This window comes from Bradyrhizobium paxllaeri (assembly GCF_001693515.2).
GTDB lineage: Bacteria > Pseudomonadota > Alphaproteobacteria > Rhizobiales > Xanthobacteraceae > Bradyrhizobium > Bradyrhizobium paxllaeri.
Genome location: NZ_CP042968.1, coordinates 4,471,983 through 4,493,905 on the forward strand (window position 1 = coordinate 4,471,983; position 21,923 = coordinate 4,493,905).

Consider the following 21,923-nt stretch of genomic DNA (forward strand, 5'->3'; position numbering starts at 1 on the left):
GAGCAGGGCCGGCCCCCCTCCTGCTCGCCATTTGCTTTGCAGTCACTCATTGAAGGTCGCCTGGGATTACGCCGGTAACCCGAGCCGGCCCCGACCACGGCTTTGGCGCTTGGCAAGAGCGGGATGGTGCGCTGTCGAAGGCTGCAGTAGACTTTCCCTGCGACGAGTGACCGCCCCTCTTCCGCGGGAGGTCGATGTGGACATAGCGGATTGGCTGCGCCGCCTCGGGTTGCATCAGTACGAGAGCGTGTTTCGCGAGAACGATGTAGACACGGAGACCCTGCCCAGCTTGACGGCAGACGATCTTCGTGAACTCGGCATCACATCGCTTGGCCACCGCAAGAAACTACTCTCGGCCATCGCCGCACTATCCCCGACATCCGCCAGGGCTCCGGAGAGCGATCGCGCGCCGCCGGCGGAGGTCAGCACTTCACGACCGTCGGCCAAAACGCGGCCCGCCGAGCGTCGCCATCTGACGGTTATGTTCGTCGACCTCGTCGGTTCGACCGCGCTTTCGGTGCGCCTCGATCCTGAGGAATTGAGGGACGTCCTTGCCGCCTATCACCAGGCCGTAGCGGCCGAGGTGGGCCGCTTCGAGGGATACATCGCCAAGCTCATGGGCGATGGCGTGCTGATCTATTTCGGCTGGCCGCAGGCACATGAGGACGAGGCCGAACGTGCAGTGCGCAGCGGGCTTGCCATTGTGGAAGCCGTAGAGGGGTTGGAGAAACGAGCCGGCGTAGCTCTGTCGGCGCGTGTGGGGATTGCGACCGGGCTGGTCGTGGTCGGCGACCTGATCGGGGAAGGCGCGGCCCAGGAAGAGGGCGTGGTGGGCGCGACGCCCAACCTCGCCGCACGGCTGGAGCAGCTTGCCGAACCCGGCACTGTGGTGATCTCCGAGAGCACACGGCGGCTTCTTGGCGGCTGGTTCACAATCAATGATCTGGGACCGCAACAGCTCAAGGGGATCGAGGCCCCGGTAAGCGCTTTCCGCGTTGTCGGCGAAGCGACGGCCGAAGGACGGTTCGAGGCCCTGCGGCGGTCCGATGTTGGCCCGCTGATCGGTCGCGAAAACGAACTCGCTTTGCTCTTCGACCGATGGGAGATGGCGAAAGGCGGTGAGGGTCAGGTCGTGCTGCTGTCCGGCGAGGCCGGAATCGGCAAGTCGCGAATTGTGCTCGCGCTTCGTGAGCGCCTGCGAAACGAACCTCGCCTCCGCATCGGATATTACTGTTCGCCCCACCATCTGAACAGCGCGCTCTGGCCGGTGATCGCCCAGCTCCAGCGTGCGGCGGGGTACCTTCGCGAAGACACGCCGTCATTGAAGCTCGAGAAGCTGGAGCACCTTCTCGGCCAGGCCGGCGGGTTTGGCGAGGACGCCGTGCCATTGCTTGCCGAGCTGATCGGGCCGCCGCTCGACGGGAGCTACGCAGCGCCAAGAGGAACGCCGCAGGAAAAGAAGGCGCGACTGTTCGGCATTCTCCTGGCCCAGATGGAGAGGCTGTCGCGGCAGCGCCCAATGTTGATGGTCCTGGAAGACGCGCATTGGCTCGATCCGACCTCGGAGGAGTTGTTCGAACGCGTGGTGGACAGGATCCGCGGGCTGCCAATACTTCTCGTCGTAACGTTGCGGCCCGACGGGCCGACGCCCTGGACGAATTTCCCGCACGTCACATCGCTGAGCCTCAACCGGCTCGGGCGCCCGGCGTCCCGAACGCTCATCCAGATGGCCGCGGGTGAGCGGGCGCTGCCGCCAATAGTGATCGAGACCATTCTCTCCCGCACGGAGGGCGTTCCGCTGTTCGTCGAGGAGTTGACGAAAGCGGTCCTTGAAGCGGCGATCTGGAAGGCGACAGACGGCGATGGCGATCGCGAGCTTGCCGGTCCGCTTCCGCCACTCGCTATCCCCGCGACGTTGCAGGATTCGCTGATGGCGCGTCTCGATCGGTTGGCTCCGGCGCGCGAGGTCGCGCAGATCGCTGCGTGCATCGGCCGTGAGTTCGAGGAGGATGTCGTGGCCGCGATCGCCGGATATGCAGGGCCGCAGCTGGCGGCGGCACTCGGTCAACTGTGCCAGGCGGGACTTATACAGCGACGTGGAACGCCGCCGCACCATGCCTACAGTTTCAAGCACGCGCTCGTCCGCGATGCGGCCTACGCCACCCTGCTCAAATCGTCGCGTCAGCAGCTGCATGCGCGGATCGCGCAGGCGATCGAGCGGTTGCGGCCGGAGATTGCAACGGGGCAGCCCGAGATCGTTGCCCATCATTTCATCGAAGGCGGCCTCCCCGACCAGGGAGCAATTTATCTGCTGGCCGCCGGTCGGCTGGCAAAGGCGCGGCACGCCGCCAGAGAAGCGGTCTCACAGCTTGAAACGTGCCTGCGGCTCACCACCCGTGGTCGGGACGATGCGGCGCCGACCGATCGGCGCACCGAGCACGAGTGCCTCCTGATGCTGGGCGACTTGGCCGGCGTCGATGACGACCTTGATCGAGCGAACAACTATTATGAGCGCGCCCTGGCGCTCGGCGAAACCGATGCCGACCGTAACCGCGCGCTCAACTGCATTCACCGCGCCCGAGACACCGAGCGGGACGGCGCGCGGCTCGTCTTCTACGAGCACGGCAGTGGCAAGCCGGCGATCGTATTCATCAATCCGATCGTCTACGGGCTGGCGACCTTTGAACCCATTCTTGAGCAGCTTTGCCAGGAATTCCGTGTCATCACCGTCGACTGCCGGGGCGCCGGACGATCCGACCCTCTGGTGCGCCCGTATTTGACTCTGCAACACATGGAGGACCTGCGGGCGATCATCCAGGCGGCCGACGCCGCCCCGATCGTTGGCGTTGGCATCTCGCGCGGCTCCAACCTGCTTATCCAGCTTGCCCACAAGCACCCGGAACTCGTCGGAAAGATCATGATGGTGGGCACGCCGTTGATCGGAGCGGACGGGCGCCCGATACTTAACCCGGATTACATGGCGTTTCGTGCTGAGATGGCGCTTCGCGAGGACGCGTATAGTCGGGGTGCCATTGAGGAATTAATTCGTGTGCACAATCGCTACGTCTACAGCGAGCCAGATACCGACGAGTTGCGGCGGATGGCCGCCGAGCGCGTCTGCAGGCTGCCAATGGAGACGATCCTCAGCTTCTACGATCGGGATCCGGACTTGGACATCGCGCCATTGCTTGAATCAATCGCCGTGCCAACGCTCGTCGCCCACGGGCGAGAAGACCAATTGATTCCCCACAGTGCGAGCGAATTCATTGCGTCCCGCATCCCCGGAGCGCAACTCTATATCTTTGACGGCAAGGGACACAACCCCATGTTCTCGGCCACCAACGAGTTTTGCGACGTTCTTCGCAATTTCATTCGCACGGGACGCGCGGAAAGAACGTCTCGGGGACCGTTGGCGGCGTGAAGCAAAGCCGGGGCGAACCGTTCGCGCTCAGCCGCGTGATTTCGCCTTGCCGGAAGATCGCGTCGCGCGGCCATCTGCATTGCCGACGCGCTTCAGCACCGACGTCACGACGTAGCGCCCCGCGGGATGGATGCTTTCGGAGATCTCGAACAGGCGGCCGTGCGAATCCAGATATCGCCTGATGACTTCGAGCGCGGGCGATCCGGCTTCCGCCCCCAGCGCCTTGGCGTATTCGGTCGGGATCACGGTCGCCGCCACGGTCTGATGTACTTCGGAAGCGATCACGCCGTAGCTGTCCGCAATCATGTCGCAGACCAGGCGGCGATCTTTTCGGATGTCGCTTACGGCATCCGCATAGCTCTCCTCGACATAAACATTGACCCAGGCGAGCGGCGAGCTCTTGGGCTTGGTCGACGCACGAACATACGGAATCCGCAGCCAGCGCGACCCCGGCTGACAGCCAAAGCGCCTTGCGGCCTGGCGATCCATCACGACGGTCTCGATATGCCTGATATCGCGATCCGTCGCCGCGGCGAGCTCAACGAGGTCGCTCAGTGAGCCCAGCGTCTGCTGAAAGCTCTCTTGCGGACGCTCGCGCGTCTCTACCCGTGTGCCGGAGCCCTTGCGGCGCGACACCGCCCCGAGTTCGGTGAGCCGGCGCATCGCCGCCCGCACCGTCTGCCGGCTGACATCGTAGCGCGCGGCAAGCTCGAGCTCGGTCGGGATCAGGCCGCCGACCGGGTACTGGCCGCGTTGGATCGCTTCCAGCAAATCGCGGGCGATGTCCTCGTAGATCGGCATGTCGAACGGTTCTCGCGGGTCGGGCCGCTGCCATAGCACGGCTTCGGCGGCCCTGCACCGACGCTTGACAAATTTGTACGTATCAATCATATGGCCGTACATATTAACAGGAAGGAAACAACGCGCGTGGCCAGCACGATGTTCGATAGCGCCCTTTATCGCGACGTTTTCTCGACGCCTTCGATGCGGGCGGTATTTTCCGACGAGGCGCAGCTCAACGCCTATGTGCAGGCCGAAGTGGCGCTCGCCATTGCGCAAGGCGAAACCGGTGTGATCCCGCGCCAGGCGGCCGAGGCGATCGCGCGGCAGGCCCCGACGATCGCGCTCGATAGCGAGCAGCTGAAGCGCGACACTGAGAATGTCGGCTATCCCATCGTCGGCCTGGTCCGCCAGCTATCGGAGCGGCTGGGCGAATCCGGCCGCTATCTCCATTGGGGCGCGACCACCCAGGACATCATGGACACGGCGACCGTGCTGCAACTGCGCGACGCGGTCGCGCTGATCGAAACCCAGCTCGCCGAGGTCATGACGACGCTCGCCGGTCTCGCCCGCCTCCACCGCGATACGCCGATGGCGGGGCGAACCCATCTGCAGCAGGCGCTGCCGATCACGTTCGGGCACAAGGCCGCGATCTGGCTGTCGGCGCTGCAACGCTCGGCCGAACGGCTCGAACAGGCCAGGCCGCGTGCCCTGCAGGCGCAGCTCGGTGGCGCGGCGGGCACGCTGGCTTCGCTCGGCGATCGCGGCCTCGATGTACGCGCAGCCTACGCCCGCGCGCTCGGTCTCGCTGAACCCGACATCACCTGGCACGTCGCGCGCGACGGGCTGGTCGAGCTGGTCCAGACGCTGGCCGTGATCTGCGGCGCGCTCGGCAAGATCGGCTACGACGTCATGATCCTGATGGCGACCGAGATTGGTGAGGTGTTCGAGCCGTTCTCCTCGCATCGCGGCGCCTCCTCGACCATGCCGCAGAAGCGCAACCCGATCTCCTCGGAAATTTTGCTGGCGAACGCGAAGGCCTCGCGCGATGCCGCTTCGCTGATGCTGGACGCCATGGTGCAGGATCTCGAGCGCGCCACCGGGCCCTGGCATTGCGAATGGCTGGCCTTGCCTCAGGTCTGTCTGCTGACCTCCGGCTCGCTTTCGCAGGCGCAATTCATGCTGTCCGGACTGATCGTCGAGCCCGCGGCGATGAAGCGAAATCTCGATTCCACGCGCGGCCTGATCGTGGCCGAAGCCGTCATGATGGGCCTTGCGCCCGCGCTCGGCCGCCAGTCGGCCCATGACGAAGTCTATGCCGCCTGCCGCGATGCGTTCGAACGTGGCGACGCGCTGCTCGATGCCTTGCTGCGGCGTCCGGCCATCGCATCCGCACTTCCGCGCGACCGGCTCGCCGCGTTGTGCGAGCCATCGAACTATCTCGGCACCGCGGGTTCGATGGTGGATCGCGTGCTCGCGCGTCAAGGCAAACGATCGACACAACACACAATAGACATTTGGGAGGATTGATTCATGGCGTCTCGCACGCTCGATCGCCGCGCCGTCACGTTCGGCCTGGCTGGTGCCCTCTGCATGCCTTCGATCCTGCGCGCGCAGGCGAATTATCCGGACCGACCGATCAACGTCATCGTTCCCTTCGCCGCCGGCGGACCGACCGATGCGATCGCACGCATCTATGCCGAATTCATCTCGCGCGACCTCGGGCAAACGCTGGTGATCGAAAACGTCGCCGGCGCCGGTGGCACGATCGGCTCGACCCGGGCCGCCCGCGCGGCACCTGACGGCTACACGATCCAGATCGGTCAGGCCGGCACGCATGTATCGAGCGTCGGGCTTTACAAAAACCTGAAATACAACCCGATCACCGATTACGAACATCTCGGACTGCTCGGCGATCTTCCGCAGGTGCTGATCGTCAAGCGCGACCTTCCGCCTGACAACTTCAAGGCATTCGTCGATTATGTCCGCGCCAATGAATCGAAGCTCAATGTCGGCACCGCTGGCCCCGGCTCGTCGGCGCATATGGGCGCCGCCATGCTGAACGTGCGGCTCGGCACCAAGGTCAATCTGGTTTCCTATCGCGGCACCGGCCCCGCGATGAATGATCTGATCGCGGGCCAGATCGACTACATGGTCGAAGTGTCGCTCACCGCGCTGGCCCAGATTCAGGCCAAGACCGTGCGCCCGCTGGCGGTGTTCCGCTCGGCCCGGATTTCCACCCTGCCGGATGTTCCCTCCACCAACGAGTTCGGCGTCGACGGCCTCGACTTCCCGGTCTGGCTCGGATTCCTCGCGCCCAAGGGCACGCCGCAACCGATCGTGGAGCGGCTGAACGCCTCGATCCGCAAGGCGACCCAGGACGCGACGCTACGCGCCCGCCTCGCCCCGCTGGGCCTCGAAGTGCCAGAGGATGCGGCCAACACGCCAGCCGGCTTCCGCGCCTACGTCCAGTCGGAAATCGACCGCTGGGTGCCGCTGATCCACAAGGCCGGCTTGGTCATCGATTGATGGATTAGCTGAAGCCCGGATGGAGCGAAGCGCAATCCGGGAACGGTCTCGCCAAACCGAGAGGCTTATCCCGGGTTACGCTGCGCTTCACCCGGGCTACGCAATAATCCGCCAAGCCTGGCGTGCCTGCCCCAAAATGACCTCTATCTTCAGTTGATGCCCTGATATCACACATGTCACTCCTTGACGCTTCCCGGACGTGGGGGACGCCATTTTCCCGTTGCTGGCCCAAGGCGATGCGGTAGCTTGTCCGGAGACTTGGGGCAGGCAATGAAAGCGGGCGGCGAAACAACCAGATCGAAAAGCCGCACGGCGATCACGGTAAAGCACCTCCGTGCATCGAAGGCAGCGGGCGTCCCCAGCCCCGCAAAAGCGAAGGTTGCAAACGCGAAAGTCGCAAAAACAAAAGCCAAACATCCCGCCAGGACAGAAATCGAACAGCTCACCCTCGAGCTGCAGGAAGCCCGGGAGCGGCAAGCCGCGATGGCCGAGGTCTTGAGCCTCATCTCGGACTCGCCGACCGGTATCCAGGAGGTGTTCGACCGGATCGTCAAGAACGCCGCGCGGCTGTGCCAGAGCGTGCTGAGCGCCGTCTATCGCCGGGATGGCGAGCAGGTCCATCTGGTCGCCCACGACCAGTTCTCTCCGGAATCGGTGGCCGCGGTGCGCAAGGCCTACCCTGCCCCGCTAACCAGCAAGAACCTGATCTCGGTCGCCATCCGCGAGCGCCGCGTCGTGCACGAGCCTGACGTGCTCGTCTCCGGCGGCTACAGCGACCTGCAGAAAACATCGGGCTATCGCAGCATCCTCGTCGTGCCGATGCTGCGCGACGACGTCGCGATCGGCGCCATCGCGGTGATGCGGCTCGAGCCGCAATTATTTGCCAAGGCGCAGGTCGAGCTCCTGAAAACCTTCGCCGGTCAGGCGGTCATCGCCATCGAGAACACAAGGCTGTTCACCGAGGTCCAGGAACGCACGACGCAATTGTCGCAATCGCTGGAAGATCTCCGCGCCGCGCAGGACAGCCTGGTTCAGACCGAGAAGCTCGCCGCGCTGGGAAGGCTGGTGGCGGGCGTGGCGCATGAGCTCAACACCCCCGTCGGCACCAGCCTGACGGTTGCTTCGACATTGATCAACAAGGCCGATCGCTTTGAAGCCGACGTCGCCAGCGGCGGCGTGCGCCGCTCGAGCCTGACCGAATTCATTGCGACCAGCCGCGAGGCGGCCTCGCAAGTCATGATCAACCTCCATCATGCGATCGATCTGATCCAGTCGTTCAAGCAGGTTGCGGCCGATCGCAACGTCTCGGACCGCAGAGGTTTCAATCTCGCGGAGGTGACCGAACAGGTCGTCAAGGGACTGCGGTTCGGGCTGCGCAGAAATCTCGTGGTCAGCGTCGCATGCGAGCCCGATCTTGCCATGAACAGCTATCCCGGCCCCTACGGCCAGGTGCTCACCAACCTGGTCATCAATTCCGCGGTGCACGCCTATCCGGATGGCGCACGCGGCGCCGTCCATATCGCGGCGCAGGCCTCGGGCAAGCATAACGTCGAAGTGCTGTTCTCGGACGACGGCTGCGGCATGAGCCCGGAAATCAGACGCCAGGTGTTCGATCCCTTCTTCACGACCCGGCGCGACCAAGGCAGCACCGGCCTCGGATTGCACATCGTCCACAACATCGTGACCAATCGCTTGGGTGGCCGGATCAATCTGGAAACCAGGCCCGGCGCGGGAACGAAAATCCGGATCATCGTGCCGCGTGAAGCGCCGCTGGCGCCACCCGCAGAGTGACGCGAAGGGCCGGCTGCTCTCCGGGTCACAAGCGCCGGACAACGTTCGCTTCTAGTCGCCTTGACATGGATGCTGACTAAGCTCGCGACCCTTCTGAAGGTCAGCTTCAAGTTCCGAGATGATGACGTGTATCAGGCCCGCGGCAAGTGGATCGGTGACTTCCCGTTCCAGAAGCCGATAGCGTTCGATCTCAGTTTCAAGCTCTCTGAACTGGCGCTCTGTCATGACGCTTGCCCTCTGGCAAACCGACGCTTAGCCGGCCAAGTTGTTTCGCAAGAGTTTTCAGATAATTTTCTATGGTTTCTATCTTGTGAATCCGTGCCAGCCTGCCGCGGGATCAGCACGCCTATGGGACGTTTTGAAGGCGCTCGCCTGCCGACCTTTGAGTTCCCTGGCTTAACGCCACTTGCCGAACGGGACTGATGCCCGGAATCCTACGGGGTCTATCGGTGCCCCGATTGGCACTGCCTTTGCTGTACATCTGAATGCGCCGCGAGCGCGTCCCAAACCAGATCAGCGCAGAGGCTACCTATGACAACTTCGCATCTACTTCATACACTCCGGGGCACCGCAGCGGCGAACCGGTCACAAATGGCGAGACTGATCGAAAGCCTCTCGCGTTCGGTCGAGCTACTCAGCATCGAAATAGAACACGAGGAAGCCCGCGCGGGTGTTTATAATCTGTCGGCCGTAACCTATCCGGTGTTGGCACGGAGTCTGAGGGCCCGGAAGGACAACATCCGGATTACCATTGCTTCGCTGGAGGCGCAGTTCCACGCAACCGAGGCGGCGTAGCGGCATCCGCTCAACGCAACTGTCGCGCCGCGGGGAAAAACCGCGCGGCGCGACTAGCCTCAACACACCTCTCAAAGCCATCAGTTGGACACGCCCAGCACCGTCAAGGACCGCTTGTTGTGGCCTGGCGTCTGAAACTCGATGGCTTGGCCAACCGACAGGCCGATCAACGCAGCTCCGACCGGCGTAAGAACCGAGACGCGCTTTAGCGTTATGTCCGCTTCGTGCGGATACACCAACACCACGTCCCGGACTTCACCGGTCTTGTCATCGCAGTACCGGACCTGCGAGCCCATGCGGACCACTCCACGCAGATCGGAATTATCCGCCACCACGCTTGCACGCTCCATCTCCTGCGCGAGGAAATGGGCCACGCGCGGGAAGAGCATCGCGCTCGAACCGGCCAGGGCGTTTAGACGCCTGGCCTCGTTCTCCATCACCGTGATCGGCGGCAACACGATTTCAGCTTTGCTCTTGCGATTAGTCTTGCTCATTACCTTCTCTCCTTTCCTAAGCTGCTGATGGTCCCGGATCATCGTCATCAAAGAGCTTTTTGCCCTTGACCACCGGATTGCGGAACAAAACCCTGACAACATCATTCGCTTCACCTCGACTGACGCGTTCGATCCTGACGACGTTGGTGCGCCCAGCGGTGAAGAAGGGGATTTCACTTCCGACCTTCAGCCCCACCAACGCTGCGCCCAACGGTGACATCACGGGGATTTGGGTTCGCTCGGACGCGTAGTCCTCGGGGTAGACCAGTTGCCTCGTCCTGCTGGGGACGCCCCAGTTAATCCAGAACGTCACCCACGAACCCATGGTGACAACGCTGTCCAATCTGGCTGCGCGATCAGGGACGACTTCCGCACGGTTGATCTCACTCAACAGAAAACGTGCGTCCACGTCGCCTTGATCTGCGCCTGCCTGCGCGAGCCGCTCCAGGCGGCGATGGTCAGACGCCGGAAGAGTGACGTCCGGAATAGAGGGGTTGTTCACGACATGCCTCCTTGTTTGGGCTTCCCTTGCGGGAGAGCCACACACCAAATCTGTTTGATGAAGGAAGGGGGTATCCGGACGGCAAACTACCGTCCGGCTAGACTCCTGCTTGGAGGCGTCCGGCGTGCAAGCAACGCCGCGCGATGCGCGGATCGATGTCGAGGACGTGTGTCATGTCGTAACCACCATAGGACCTGCCACCGCGCCTTGCATCGCGACCAAAGACCGCACATCCCTCAGGATGCGCTGCAAGACCGGCACTCGGCCAGGAGTGTGTTTTCGGAGCCAGAATGAATCCACCGCGCCGCCAGATTTGAGCCGTATTCTGACCTAGGTCGCGGCCAAAGCTCGTTTCGCTGGGGGCGCAACACCGGGTTGCTGCCATGTCCGGTCATTTGCGATTTTGCTTCGCTGCATCTGTCCTTCTCGCAGGTCTCTCGACATCGCCTGCGTCTTCGAATCCTTTTGCCGACTTTTTCAATTTCGCTCCCCGGCAGGCCACCGCTCCTGCGGAAGCGGAAGAAGAGTGCTTGTCGCGACCCGGCAAGTCGACGACGGCCGGCCAGCACTGGGTCTACCGGTTCGACGGTCGCCGCAAATGCTGGTTCCAGAGCGATGAGGCGATCGCGGTGAAAAAGCAGGCTCGTCATCGCGCCGCGAAGCCTCGCGTCATCTCCTCCGAAGAGAACGAGGCCGCGCAGCGCAAGCGCAAGGCGGTCGTGGATGCGCGTGCGGAGCTGCTGCGCTCCGCATCGGCAGAAACCTCTCCGCCGACGCCGCCCGCACCCAAGCTGAAGCTGGCCGATGCCGCTTCCGTCGTCCCTGCGGGCGCCGCAGCCCTCGTGCCGCCGGCACCCGTCGCCAACGGCGTGGCCGATCAGCCTACGTTTGGCCAACCTACATCGCGCCAGGTCGACGTGGAGACGCTTCTGTCAGCCGCGCCAGCCGCCAGCGAAGTGGTTGCCGCCTCCCTGTCGCCGGCCGCCCTTCCCCTCGCCGAGACAGCCGACGACGGGTGGGACTCCACGGCAAGCTGGATTGGCATGCTGCTGATGGCGCTGGGTCTCGTCTCCGTCTTAGCCTCGAGCCGGACCCTTCGGGAGGCCATACCGTTGCGCGATTTGATGCGGGAACGACTCGGTACGCAATGGGGTCGCGAGCGGCGGTTCGAAGGAAGGCGAGTGACTTCCCGTCAACAAGCAGACTATTTCAGCGCGTAGCCTGGATGAGCGAAGCGATCTATGGCGGCGCGAGTCGCGATCGCCTGTTTGTGTCGGCCACGGCGAAGCCCGGCGCGTCGGCAGGTCAGTTCAATTCTGCGACTGGGCGATCGGGCTGGCGCTCTCGCGAGGGTTGGAGACGACCTGTGGCAGGGCCAAGGTGAACGCATCGACCAGCCGGCGTCGCCAAGGCTGCGTCAGCATCGATAGCTTGCCTTCGAGCAGAGCCGCCCTTTCCCGGGCTCCCACGCTTTCCGTGCTGACCTTGAGCAGTTCAGCCAGCAGCTTGTTGGTGCGCTCGCATTCTCTCTCGAAGTCGGCCCGATGGCCGCTGGCAATCACCTTCATCTCCGCCAGCTCGGTCTGCAAACTCTCGATTCGCTGCTTCAGGGCGGTGACCACCTGTTGACCGGGCGGCGTTTGCGGCTGGCGAGGTGTTGGGGAATGGCTGAATTCGCTGAGATCGACCTGGACCAGCGTCTTGCCGTCGTTGGAGCGGGAGCGCGGCCATCGGTGCCGCTTTACCAGGGCACGCGCGGCTTCTGGCGAAACGGTAAGCCTTTCGCCCAGTTCGGCATACGTCAGCATCTCGACGGGCATGATTTTGCTCCCGTTGGCCGGACGGTCACCACCCGGATACAGCAAAATCCTAACAATCTATGGTTAAGGGTTGGTTTACCCACCCGGAGCCCTGACGCGGTGAGCTGAAGGCGCCTAACGTCGTAGATCCTATGGGTGGCAGGTGGTCAGGGGGTAAGTTGAGTTTGCGACCCCCACTCACCCAGAGGATCCACACGCATGCGCTAGCCGCCGTTTCCGTTCTCGCCGTTCTCGTCTTCGGAAATATGCTCGACCGAGACCACGTGCTCGTCCTCGGCGGTATCGAACACGATCACGCCTTGGGTCGAGCGGCCGGCGATGCGGATGCCCTCGACCGGACAGCGGATCAACTGGCCCTTGTCAGTCACCAGCATGATCTGATCGGATTCCTCGACCGGGAATGACGCCACCAGCTTGCCGTTGCGGTTGTTGACGCTCATTGCCACGATGCCTTTGCCGCCGCGGCCGGTGGTGCGGTACTCGTAGGACGAGGTGCGCTTGCCGTAGCCGTTGACGGAGACCGTCAGCACGACCTGCTCCTGCGCCGACATTTCGGCGTAGCGCTCCTGCGAGAGCTGGAGCGAGCCTGAGGCCTCCTCGCCTTCCGCATCAACAGGTTCTTCCGCCGCGGTTTCGCCGGCGACCGCGCGGCGCATCTTGAGGTAGGCCGAACGTTCGTCCGAGGTGGTCTCGACATGGCGCAGGATCGCCAGCGAGATCAGCTTGTCGCCTTCCGCCAGCGCGATACCGCGCACGCCCATCGAGGTGCGGCCGGTGAAGACGCGCACGTCGGTGACGGGGAAGCGGATGCACTGGCCGCCGGCCGCCGTCAGCAGCACGTCGTCATGCTCGGTGCAGATCTGGACGTCGACGATCGACTCGCCCTCCCCGAGCTTCATGGCGATGATGCCGGAGCGGCGGACATCGACGAAGTCGGACAGCTTGTTGCGGCGGACGGTGCCGCCTGTCGTGGCAAACATCACGTCGAGATTGGCCCAGGAGGATTCATCCTCCGGCAGCGGCATGATGGTGGTGATGCGCTCGCCCTGCTCCAGCGGCAGGATGTTGATCATCGCCTTGCCGCGCGCATTCGGCGCCGCCATCGGCAGCCGCCAGACCTTTTCCTTGTAGACCTGGCCACGCGAGGAGAAGAACAGCACCGGCGTGTGGGTCGAGGCCACAAACAGGCGGCTGACGAAATCCTCGTCGCGGGTCTGCATGCCCGCGCGGCCCTTGCCGCCGCGCCGCTGCGCCCGATAGGTCGAGAGCGGCACGCGCTTGACGTAGCCGGCGTGCGAGACCGTCACCACCATGTCCTCGCGCTGGATCAGGTCCTCGTCCTCGACCTCGCCTTCTTGCTCGACGATCACAGTTCTGCGCGGGGTGGCGAACTCGTCCTTCACCGCGGCAAGCTCGTCCTTGATGATCGCCTGCACGCGTGCGCGCGAACGCAAAATTTCGAGGTAGTCGGCGATTTCAACCGCCAGCTTGTCGAGCTCTTCGGAAATTTCCTCGCGGCCGAGCGCGGTCAGGCGCTGCAGGCGCAAATCGAGAATGGCCCGGGCCTGCTCCAGCGACAGCCGCGCGGTGCCATCAGGCGCCATGCGGTGACGCGGGTCGTCGATCAGGCGGATCATCGCCTCCACGTCCTTTGCCGGCCAGTCGCGCGACATCAAGATATCGCGCGCCGTGTTCGGATCGGGCGAGGTTCGGATGACGCGAATGATCTCGTCGATATTGGCGACCGCAATGGCGAGGCCGACCAGGATATGGGCGCGGTCGCGGGCCTTGTTGAGCAGGAATTTGGTGCGACGCGTGACCACCTGCTCGCGGAACGCGATGAACAGCGTCAGCAGGTCCTTCAAATTCATCAACTGCGGACGGCCGCCATCGAGCGCCACCATGTTGGCGCCGAAATTGGTCTGCAGCGGCGTGAAGCGATAGAGCTGGTTCAGCACCACGTCGGGCACCGCATCGCGCTTCAATTCGACGACGACGCGGAAACCGTCGCGGTCGGATTCGTCGCGCAGGTCGGAAATGCCGTCGATCTTCTTTTCGCGCACCAGTTCGGCGATGCGCTCCACCATGGTGGCCTTGTTCACCTGGTAGGGAATTTCGGTGATGATGATCGCCTCGCGATCCTTGCGGATGGTGTCGATCGTGACCTTGCCGCGCATCACGATCGAGCCGCGGCCGAGATGATAGGCCGAGCGGATGCCCTGGCGGCCCAGGATGATGCCTCCGGTCGGGAAATCCGGTCCGGGGACGATGTTGATGAGGTCGTCGATGCCGAGCGCCGGGTTGTCGATCAGCGCCACGCAGGCGTCGATGACTTCGCCGAGATTGTGCGGCGGGATGTTGGTCGCCATGCCGACTGCGATGCCGCCGGCGCCGTTGACCAGAAGATTCGGGAATTTCGCCGGCAGGACCGACGGCTCTTTTTCGGAAGAGTCGTAGTTCGGCTGGAAGTCGACGGTATCCTTGTCGATGTCATCGAGCAGGGTCTGCGCGATCTTGGTGAGGCGGGATTCGGTGTAGCGCATGGCCGCCGCCATATCGCCGTCCACCGAGCCGAAATTGCCCTGGCCGTCGATCAGCGGCACGCGCATGGAAAAATCCTGCGCCATGCGCACGAGCGCGTCATAGACCGACTGGTCGCCGTGGGGATGGTATTTACCGATGACGTCGCCGACCGTGCGCGCCGACTTGCGGTACGGCTTGTTCCACTCGAAACCGTTCTCATGCATCGCGTAGAGAATGCGCCGATGCACCGGTTTCAATCCGTCGCGCGCATCGGGGAGCGCACGCGCCACGATCACGCTCATGGCGTAATCGAGATAGGAACGTTTCATCTCGTCGAGGATGGAAACGGGACGGATGTCAGAGTGCTCCGGCGGCTCGCCGGGCTTGTCGTCTTCGTTGTCGGACAAAGGGGAATCCAGTCAGTTCTCAGTCGGGAATCATATAGCGCATCGGGGGTCCGATAACCACCCCGTAGCTTTCAGGAGGAGCTGTTTTTCCGCTCGTTTTTTCATGGACTTACGGCATCGCAAGAAGGTTTTTTGGCTGCTGCTGGAACGGCCATTTCCGGGCCGGAACGAAGCCGTCAAAACGGTGTTTTATTACCTCTTTCTATGGGCCGAAAACCACCGCATGCATGATCCGGCCCGGCAGGAAGGTGAACACGCCGGCGACGATCAGCGCGCCGAAGAAGATCGAGATCATCGCCTTCTTGTGCGCGCCGGCATTGTGCCGGCGGGCATGCAGCACCGCGAGCACCAGCATGATCGGCGCAAAGATCGAGAGCAGATGAATTGGGCTGAACGGTCCGAGCAGACGGATCTCGTGGATCCAGAACGAACTGATTGCGACCGTAAACATCAGCACCACCCAGATCCAGCCGATGGTCCGGTGCGGCAACGTCCCTTTTGGTGCGGCGAACTGAACTATGCCAAGTGCAAACGCCGCCATCGCGGCGAAGGCGTGTAGCGGGATGGTCCCGGGGGCCTCCAGCAGCGGTGCGAGGCTCATCGGTAGGCGCTCCAGATCCGATTGGCGTTCGGGGCTGGGAGCAGCTTAGGTGAAATACCTCATGTAAATATTAAAACCATAACGGCCGGGGCGAACCGGCCGCACGCTCAGATCGCAAATACGCCCACAAGCGCAGTCAGCCGAATGCCGCTCGTTCTTGCATCGGCGCATTGAAGTAGGCCCGGCGCAAAGCCCGTTCCCGCCAACGAATTTCCTGCGAGGGCAATGTGCCGCCGGAACGCCCTGCTCCAGAACGAGCCTTCACTAGAAGACCCTGCGCTAGAACGGGATGTCGTCGTCCATGTCGCTGTTGCGGCCGCCGGCCGCTACCGCCCGCCGCGGTGCCGACGAGACCGGACCGCTGGAGCCGAAATCGCCTCCGTCGTCGGAGCCGAAGCTGCCGCCTCCGCCGCCGCCGCGGCCATCAAGCATGGTCAGGGTCGAGTTGAAACCCTGCAGCACGACTTCGGTCGAGTATTTCTCGACGCCGCTCTGGTCGGTCCATTTGCGGGTCTGCAGCGCGCCCTCGATGTAAACCTTGGCGCCCTTCTTCAGATACTGCTCGACAATCTTGCAAAGCGGTTCGGAGAAGATCACGACGCGGTGCCACTCGGTCTTTTCCTTGCGCTCGCCGGTGCCCTTGTCGCGCCAGGTCTCCGAGGTCGCGATGCTCAGATTGGCGATCGGCCGCCCGTCCTGTGTACGCCGGATCTCCGGATCCTTGCCGAGGTTGCCGACCAGAATCACCTTGTTCACACTTCCCGCCATCGCCGCTCTCCACTCGATATCGCCGGCAAAAATCACTGGCCCGGCGGCTGTCGCCGGACGTTCTTCAATTCTTGACCTGCCGCTTGACCTGTCGCCTGTCCGCTTTGGACATCCGAACCGGACCCTATACGCTCGCAGGCCCCGCTGACTTGGCGATCCCTCGCCAAGCCGGCGGTTATCCACATATAGCATCGCCCGGACGCGCGTTCCAGCTTTGTTCCCGCCAACACCCACTAGGGCCTGGCCGCGACGTTACAACCGCCAAGCGAATTCCGGGAACCCACGGAGAGCCGAAATGGAACCCGAAAGCCCCCTTTTCGGTTCCAATTATACCAGCGTAATCATGGTGTTGTGCATATAACTTGGCTCTCACCTGTTGCACCCGGGACACGCCATTTTCGCGCGAGTCGCGATATAGAATTACCCATCGGCGCGGGCGTTCGCGTCATCACGGCAACGCTTCGGGACCAACGGGAAGCGGGCAAGAGCTGGAGATCAGAGGATGAAGAAGTTTCTGTTAGGTACGGTTGCTCTCATCGCGTTTGCTGCGCCTGCGGCCGCCGCCGACCTTGCGGCGCGCCCCTATACCAAGGCGCCGCCGGCGCCGGTCGCCGTGGTGTATGACTGGAGCGGTTTCTACATCGGCGCCAACGGCGGCTGGGGTTCGAGCCGCAAGTGCTGGGATCTCACCAACGACGGCATCGGTCCTATCGTTCCGGCCTTCCCCGAAGGCTGTCACGATGCAACCGGCGGCACCGCCGGCGGTCAGCTCGGCTATCGCTGGCAGGCCGGCACTTGGGTGTTCGGTCTTGAAGGCCAGGGCAACTGGGCCGACTTCCAGGGCAACAATGTGAGCCTGTTCGATCCGACGCTCCGCAACGAGTCGCGCATTGATGCGTTCGGCCTGATCACGGGCCAGGTCGGTTGGGCCGCCAATAACGTTCTGTTCTACGTCAAGGGCGGTGCGGCCGTTACGGGGGATCGTTTCCGCATCCGTGATACTGCCACGGGCGCCGTGGTTGCCACCACCGGTGACGACACCCGCTGGGGTGGCGTAGTCGGCGCGGGCCTCGAATTCGGCTTTGCCCCCAACTGGTCGGCCGGCATTGAATACAACCACCTGTTCATGCAGGACCGCACCCACGACTTCATCACTGTGGGGGGACTCGCCTTCGGCAGCGATCGCATCCGCCAGGACGTCGATCTCGTCACCGTGCGTGTGAACTACCGGTGGGGTGGCCCGGTGATTGCGAGGTACTGATCTACGCCTTCACCGAAGATGAAAAGGCCGGCCTCGCGCCGGCCTTTTTGTTTGGTTGTACCCCGACAAGGTCGGCACCAGCTATGGTTGCATAATGCCCACATTTGCCGCGGATGTGGTTTTTCGGCGACAGCAATTTGCGGGAACATCGCGCTATATGACGAAGCAACCTCAAATTGACGGCTGAGGAAATTGTTGCGTTGGGCCGCGAAAGGAAAAAGAACGTGAAAAAGATTCTGCTGACCACCACCGGTTTGATCGCGCTTGGGATGGCGCCCGCGATCGCCGCCGACCTTGCTGCCCGGCCTTACACCAAGGCGCCCGCGATGGTCGCGGCTGTGTATGACTGGAGCGGATTCTACATCGGCGCGAACGGCGGCTGGGGCACGAGCCACAACTGCTGGACCAACACCGCAATTGGCGGCGTTCCGGTGGCGCCGACTTCCGAAGGATGCCACGACGCTGACGGCGGCACGATCGGTGGTCAGGTCGGCTATCGCTGGCAGGCCGGCAACTGGGTGTTCGGTCTCGAAGCGCAGGGCAACTGGGCTGACTTCAGTGGCTCGAACGCCATTGCGCCGTTCGCCAGCAACCGCACCAAGATCGACGCATTCGGCCTGTTCACCGGCCAGGTCGGCTACGCCGCCAACAACGTCCTGTTCTACGTCAAGGGCGGTGCTGCGGTGACCGACAACCGCTACGAAAGCGTGTTCTTCGGCACGGTGTTCGATCGCTCCGAGCAGACCCGCTGGGGTGGCACGGTTGGCGCTGGCGTGGAATACGCCTTCGCTCCGAACTGGTCGTTCGGCGTCGAATATAACCATCTGTTCATGGGCACCAATAACTACAACTTCCGTACCGTCGTCGGGGGCATCAACACCCGCAACGACGACATCAAGCAGGACGCTGACATCGTCACCGCCCGCATCAACTACCGCTTCGGCGGTCCGACGGTCGCGCGGTACTGATCCCCGCATCACCTGAGTTCCCAAGATCGAGAAAAGGCCGGCCTTGCGCCGGCCTTTTTTTGCGCGGCACTGCTGACTGCTGCTGCCAAAAATATCTCGGCGAAAACAATCCGTTGATGATTCGCGCTCGGCACTGGATATTCCCCATCGTTCTTCCTATGTTCCGACTTTCAATCATCGGCGCCTGATCCCGGTTCGCTCCGGCAATGCGCGCCCAACGTGGCGCGCGACCTGCGCGCCTGGAAATGCCGATATGGACGAAGTGCTAAGGGCGAAGCGCCAACAGAACGCCGGCTCCGCGTCGCGTGCGATCACCATTCGTGGAGCGCGCGAGCACAATCTCAAGAACGTCGATCTCGAGATTCCCCGCGACAGACTGGTCGTGTTCACCGGCCTCTCCGGCTCCGGCAAATCCTCGCTCGCCTTCGACACCATCTATGCCGAAGGCCAGCGGCGCTACGTCGAATCGCTCTCGGCCTATGCGCGTCAGTTTCTGGAGATGATGCAGAAGCCGGATGTCGACCAGATCGACGGCCTCTCGCCGGCGATCTCGATCGAGCAGAAGACGACGTCAAAGAACCCGCGCTCGACCGTCGGCACCGTCACCGAGATCTACGACTATATGCGCCTGTTGTGGGCGCGCGTCGGCGTGCCCTATTCGCCGGCCACGGGCCTGCCGATCGAAAGTCAGACCGTCTCGCAGATGGTCGACCGCGTGCTGGCGCTGCCCGAAGGCACCCGCCTCTATCTGCTGGCGCCGGTCGTGCGCGGCCGCAAGGGCGAATACAAGAAAGAGATCGCCGAATGGCTCAAGAAGGGTTTTCAGCGCGTCAAGATCGACGGCACGTTCTATGAGCTTTCCGACGCGCCTGTTCTCGACAAGAAATTCCCGCACGATATCGACGTCGTGGTCGACCGCATCGTGGTCCGCCCGGATCTCGGCCAGCGCCTCGCCGAAAGTTTTGAGACGGCGCTGAAGCTCGCCGAGGGCCTGGCTGTGATCGAATATGCCGATGCTCCGGCGGGCGCGGCGGAAGAGAAGAAGTCCGACAAGAAGACGGCGAAGATTCACGACAAGAGCGGGCCCGAGCGCATTCTGTTCTCGGAAAAATTCGCCTGCCCGGTTTCCGGCTTCACTATCCCAGAGATCGAGCCGCGGCTGTTTTCGTTCAACAATCCCTACGGCGCCTGCCCCGCCTGTGGCGGCCTCGGCGTCGAGCAGCATATCGATGAGGATCTCGTCATTCCCGACAAGGAGCTGACCTTGCGCAAGGGTGCGATCGCGCCCTGGGCGAAATCGTCCTCGCCCTATTACATCCAGACGCTGACGGCGCTCGGCAAATTCTACAAGTTCACGCTCGACACCAAGTGGAAGGACCTGCCGAAGAAGACGCAGGCAGCGCTGCTGCACGGCTCCGGCGACGACGAGATCAAATTCTCCTATGAGGACGGCGTCCGCTCTTACGACACCAAGAAGCCGTTCGAGGGCGTCATCACCAATCTCGAGCGCCGCTATCGCGAGACCGAGAGCGAGTGGGCGCGCGAGGAGCTGGCAAAGTATTTCTCCGACATTCCCTGCGCGGGCTGCAACGGCCATCGCCTCAAGCCGGAGTCGCTCTGCGTCAAGATCGGCGGCAAGCACATCGGCGAGATTTCCGAATTGTCGGTGAAGCGCGCCGGTGAATGGTTCGAGAGCGTGCCGAAGGCGCTCAACGCCCAGCAGAACGAGATCGCCGTGCGCGTGCTGAAGGAGATCCGCGAGCGGCTGTCCTTCCTGCTCGACGTCGGCCTGAATTACCTCACCCTCTCCCGCTCCTCCGGCACGCTATCCGGCGGCGAGAGCCAGCGCATCCGCCTCGCCTCGCAGATCGGCTCGGGGTTGACCGGCGTGCTCTACGTGCTGGACGAGCCCTCGATCGGCCTGCATCAGCGCGACAATGCGCGGCTGTTGGAAACGCTGAAGCGGCTACGCGACCTCGGCAATACCGTGATCGTGGTCGAGCATGACGAGGACGCGATCCGCCTCGCGGATTACGTGCTCGACATCGGCCCCGGCGCCGGCATGCATGGCGGCCACATCGTGGCGCAAGGTACGCCGGCCGAGGTCATGAAGAATCCGAAATCGCTGACGGGCAAATATCTCACCGGCGAGTTGTCGGTGGCGATCCCCGAGCGCCGGCCGCCGAACCATCGCCGCACCATCAAGGTCGTCAACGCCCGCGGCAACAACCTGAAAAACGTCTCGGCGGAAATTCCGCTGGGCTTGTTCACCTGCGTCACCGGCGTCTCCGGCGGCGGCAAGTCGACGCTGCTGATCGACACGCTCTACAAGGCGATTGCGCGAAAGCTCAACAACGCCAGCGAAGGCGCGGCGCCGCACGACCGCATCGAGGGGCTGGAGCATATCGACAAGATCATCGACATCGACCAGTCACCGATCGGCCGTACGCCACGTTCGAATCCGGCGACCTATACCGGCGCGTTCACGCCGATCCGCGAATGGTTCGCCGGCCTGCCCGAAGCCAAGGCGCGCGGCTACGAGCCCGGCCGCTTCTCCTTCAACGTCAAGGGCGGCCGCTGCGAGGCCTGCCAGGGCGACGGCGTCATCAAGATCGAGATGCACTTTTTACCCGACGTCTACGTCACCTGCGACACCTGCAAGGGCAAGCGCTACAACCGCGAGACGCTCGAAGTCCTGTTCAAGGGCAAGTCGATCTCGGACGTGCTCGACATGACGGTGGAAGAAGCCGCCGAATTCTTCAAGGCCGTCCCCCGCGTCCGCGAAACCTTCAAGACGCTGCACCGCGTCGGCCTGGATTACATCCATGTCGGCCAGCAGGCGACGACGCTGTCCGGCGGCGAAGCCCAGCGTGTCAAACTGGCCAAAGAACTCTCAAAGCGCGCCACCGGCCGCACGCTCTACATCCTCGACGAGCCCACGACGGGCCTGCACTTCCACGACGTCGCAAAGCTCCTCGAAGTGCTGCACGAGCTGGTCGCCCAGGGCAACACGGTCGTCGTGATCGAGCACAATCTCGAAGTCATCAAAACTGCCGACTGGGTCATCGACCTCGGCCCCGAAGGCGGCGATGGCGGCGGCGAAATCGTCGCCTGGGGCCCGCCGGAGGATATCGTCAAGGCGCCGCGGAGCTACACGGGCAAATTCCTGGCCCCGGTGCTGAAGAAGGCGGATGGGAAACCGAGGAAGAGCGCGGGAGCGAGTGAGGCGGCGGAGTGAGCTTTTGCTTAGCTAACTATGACCA

General features: G+C 63.2%; 17 protein-coding genes. 10 read left to right on the forward strand and 7 right to left on the reverse strand.

Annotation, left to right across the window (positions count from 1 at the left end):
• The first annotated feature begins 196 nt into the window (after positions 1-196).
• Positions 197-3,421 carry an alpha/beta fold hydrolase gene (locus tag LMTR21_RS21370; protein ID WP_187399157.1) on the forward strand — a complete coding sequence of 1,075 codons (3,225 nt, stop codon included), beginning with the start codon at positions 197-199 and terminating at the stop codon, positions 3,419-3,421.
• Positions 3,422-3,448: 27 nt separating this feature from the next.
• Here LMTR21_RS21370 and LMTR21_RS21375 read toward each other — a convergent pair whose 3' ends face one another.
• A complete protein-coding gene (locus LMTR21_RS21375; RefSeq protein ID WP_065753871.1) occupies positions 3,449-4,222 on the reverse strand; it encodes a GntR family transcriptional regulator in 774 nt (257 codons plus the stop codon).
• A 138-nt stretch (positions 4,223-4,360) separates the two neighbouring features.
• Here LMTR21_RS21375 and pcaB point away from each other — a divergent pair, with 138 nt between their 5' ends.
• From pcaB to LMTR21_RS21395, 5 genes are all read left to right on the forward strand, one after another.
• Positions 4,361-5,731: a 3-carboxy-cis,cis-muconate cycloisomerase gene (gene pcaB, locus LMTR21_RS21380; protein ID WP_246175716.1), complete on the forward strand. Its 1,371-nt coding sequence runs from the start codon at positions 4,361-4,363 to the stop codon at positions 5,729-5,731.
• Between the two features lie 3 nt (positions 5,732-5,734).
• Entirely contained in the window at positions 5,735-6,730 is a 996-nt protein-coding gene (locus tag LMTR21_RS21385) for a Bug family tripartite tricarboxylate transporter substrate binding protein (RefSeq protein WP_065753833.1), read from the forward strand.
• Between the two features lie 483 nt (positions 6,731-7,213).
• Entirely contained in the window at positions 7,214-8,521 is a 1,308-nt protein-coding gene (locus tag LMTR21_RS40935; protein ID WP_283813497.1) for an ATP-binding protein, read from the forward strand.
• 69 nt (positions 8,522-8,590) lie between these two features.
• Positions 8,591-8,944 (forward strand): hypothetical protein, encoded by a 354-nt coding sequence (locus tag LMTR21_RS40155; RefSeq protein ID WP_065753831.1) that lies wholly within the window; start codon positions 8,591-8,593, stop codon positions 8,942-8,944.
• Positions 8,945-9,112: 168 nt separating this feature from the next.
• Positions 9,113-9,316: a hypothetical protein gene (locus LMTR21_RS21395; RefSeq protein WP_084030676.1), complete on the forward strand. Its 204-nt coding sequence runs from the start codon at positions 9,113-9,115 to the stop codon at positions 9,314-9,316.
• An 80-nt stretch (positions 9,317-9,396) separates the two neighbouring features.
• Here LMTR21_RS21395 and rnk read toward each other — a convergent pair whose 3' ends face one another.
• Entirely contained in the window at positions 9,397-9,810 is a 414-nt protein-coding gene (rnk, locus tag LMTR21_RS21400; RefSeq protein ID WP_065753870.1) for a nucleoside diphosphate kinase regulator, read from the reverse strand.
• A 16-nt stretch (positions 9,811-9,826) separates the two neighbouring features.
• Complete coding sequence (locus LMTR21_RS21405) at positions 9,827-10,312, reverse strand: GreA/GreB family elongation factor (RefSeq protein ID WP_065753829.1); 486 nt, start codon at positions 10,310-10,312, stop codon at positions 9,827-9,829.
• Positions 10,313-10,695: 383 nt separating this feature from the next.
• Here LMTR21_RS21405 and LMTR21_RS21410 point away from each other — a divergent pair, with 383 nt between their 5' ends.
• The gene (locus tag LMTR21_RS21410; RefSeq protein WP_187399158.1) at positions 10,696-11,532 is read left to right on the forward strand and encodes a hypothetical protein; all 837 of its coding nucleotides are present in this window, start codon (positions 10,696-10,698) and stop codon (positions 11,530-11,532) included.
• Between the two features lie 90 nt (positions 11,533-11,622).
• On the opposite strand, the gene LMTR21_RS21415 is transcribed toward LMTR21_RS21410, so the two are convergent.
• The 4 genes from LMTR21_RS21415 to LMTR21_RS21430 all read right to left on the reverse strand — a co-directional run bounded on the left by LMTR21_RS21415 (position 11,623) and on the right by LMTR21_RS21430 (position 16,431).
• A complete protein-coding gene (locus tag LMTR21_RS21415) occupies positions 11,623-12,132 on the reverse strand; it encodes a hypothetical protein (protein ID WP_065753827.1) in 510 nt (169 codons plus the stop codon).
• 203 nt (positions 12,133-12,335) lie between these two features.
• The gene (gene gyrA, locus LMTR21_RS21420; RefSeq protein WP_065753826.1) at positions 12,336-15,062 is read right to left on the reverse strand and encodes a DNA gyrase subunit A; all 2,727 of its coding nucleotides are present in this window, start codon (positions 15,060-15,062) and stop codon (positions 12,336-12,338) included.
• A gap of 202 nt (positions 15,063-15,264) precedes the next feature.
• Positions 15,265-15,663 (reverse strand): DUF2306 domain-containing protein, encoded by a 399-nt coding sequence (locus LMTR21_RS21425; protein ID WP_065753825.1) that lies wholly within the window; start codon positions 15,661-15,663, stop codon positions 15,265-15,267.
• A gap of 279 nt (positions 15,664-15,942) precedes the next feature.
• The gene (locus LMTR21_RS21430; protein WP_065753869.1) at positions 15,943-16,431 is read right to left on the reverse strand and encodes a single-stranded DNA-binding protein; all 489 of its coding nucleotides are present in this window, start codon (positions 16,429-16,431) and stop codon (positions 15,943-15,945) included.
• 502 nt (positions 16,432-16,933) lie between these two features.
• On the opposite strand from LMTR21_RS21430, the gene LMTR21_RS21435 reads away from it, so the two are divergent.
• From LMTR21_RS21435 to uvrA, 3 genes are all read left to right on the forward strand, one after another.
• Entirely contained in the window at positions 16,934-17,692 is a 759-nt protein-coding gene (locus LMTR21_RS21435; RefSeq protein WP_065753824.1) for an outer membrane protein, read from the forward strand.
• 224 nt (positions 17,693-17,916) lie between these two features.
• Positions 17,917-18,660, forward strand: a complete 744-nt coding sequence (locus tag LMTR21_RS21440; RefSeq protein ID WP_065753868.1) for an outer membrane protein — start codon at positions 17,917-17,919, stop codon at positions 18,658-18,660.
• Positions 18,661-18,913: 253 nt separating this feature from the next.
• A complete protein-coding gene (gene uvrA / locus LMTR21_RS21445; RefSeq protein ID WP_065753823.1) occupies positions 18,914-21,898 on the forward strand; it encodes an excinuclease ABC subunit UvrA in 2,985 nt (994 codons plus the stop codon).
• Positions 21,899-21,923: the final 25 nt, after the last annotated feature.

Bases quoted from the DNA above. Each gene is read 5' to 3' on its own strand.
- LMTR21_RS40935 (WP_283813497.1), top strand. From the start codon at position 7,214: ATGGCCGAGGTCTTGAGCCTCATCTCGGACTCGCCGACCGGTATCCAG.
- LMTR21_RS21425 (WP_065753825.1), bottom strand. From the start codon at position 15,663: ATGAGCCTCGCACCGCTGCTGGAGGCCCCCGGGACCATCCCGCTACAC.
- LMTR21_RS21435 (WP_065753824.1), top strand. From the start codon at position 16,934: ATGAAGAAGTTTCTGTTAGGTACGGTTGCTCTCATCGCGTTTGCTGCG.
- LMTR21_RS40155 (WP_065753831.1), top strand. From the start codon at position 8,591: ATGCTGACTAAGCTCGCGACCCTTCTGAAGGTCAGCTTCAAGTTCCGA.
- LMTR21_RS21415 (WP_065753827.1), bottom strand. From the start codon at position 12,132: ATGCCCGTCGAGATGCTGACGTATGCCGAACTGGGCGAAAGGCTTACC.
- pcaB (WP_246175716.1), top strand. From the start codon at position 4,361: ATGTTCGATAGCGCCCTTTATCGCGACGTTTTCTCGACGCCTTCGATG.
- rnk (WP_065753870.1), bottom strand. From the start codon at position 9,810: ATGAGCAAGACTAATCGCAAGAGCAAAGCTGAAATCGTGTTGCCGCCG.
- LMTR21_RS21375 (WP_065753871.1), bottom strand. From the start codon at position 4,222: ATGCCGATCTACGAGGACATCGCCCGCGATTTGCTGGAAGCGATCCAA.
- LMTR21_RS21385 (WP_065753833.1), top strand. From the start codon at position 5,735: ATGGCGTCTCGCACGCTCGATCGCCGCGCCGTCACGTTCGGCCTGGCT.
- LMTR21_RS21410 (WP_187399158.1), top strand. From the start codon at position 10,696: ATGTCCGGTCATTTGCGATTTTGCTTCGCTGCATCTGTCCTTCTCGCA.
- LMTR21_RS21395 (WP_084030676.1), top strand. From the start codon at position 9,113: ATGGCGAGACTGATCGAAAGCCTCTCGCGTTCGGTCGAGCTACTCAGC.
- LMTR21_RS21430 (WP_065753869.1), bottom strand. From the start codon at position 16,431: ATGGCGGGAAGTGTGAACAAGGTGATTCTGGTCGGCAACCTCGGCAAG.
- uvrA (WP_065753823.1), top strand. From the start codon at position 18,914: ATGGACGAAGTGCTAAGGGCGAAGCGCCAACAGAACGCCGGCTCCGCG.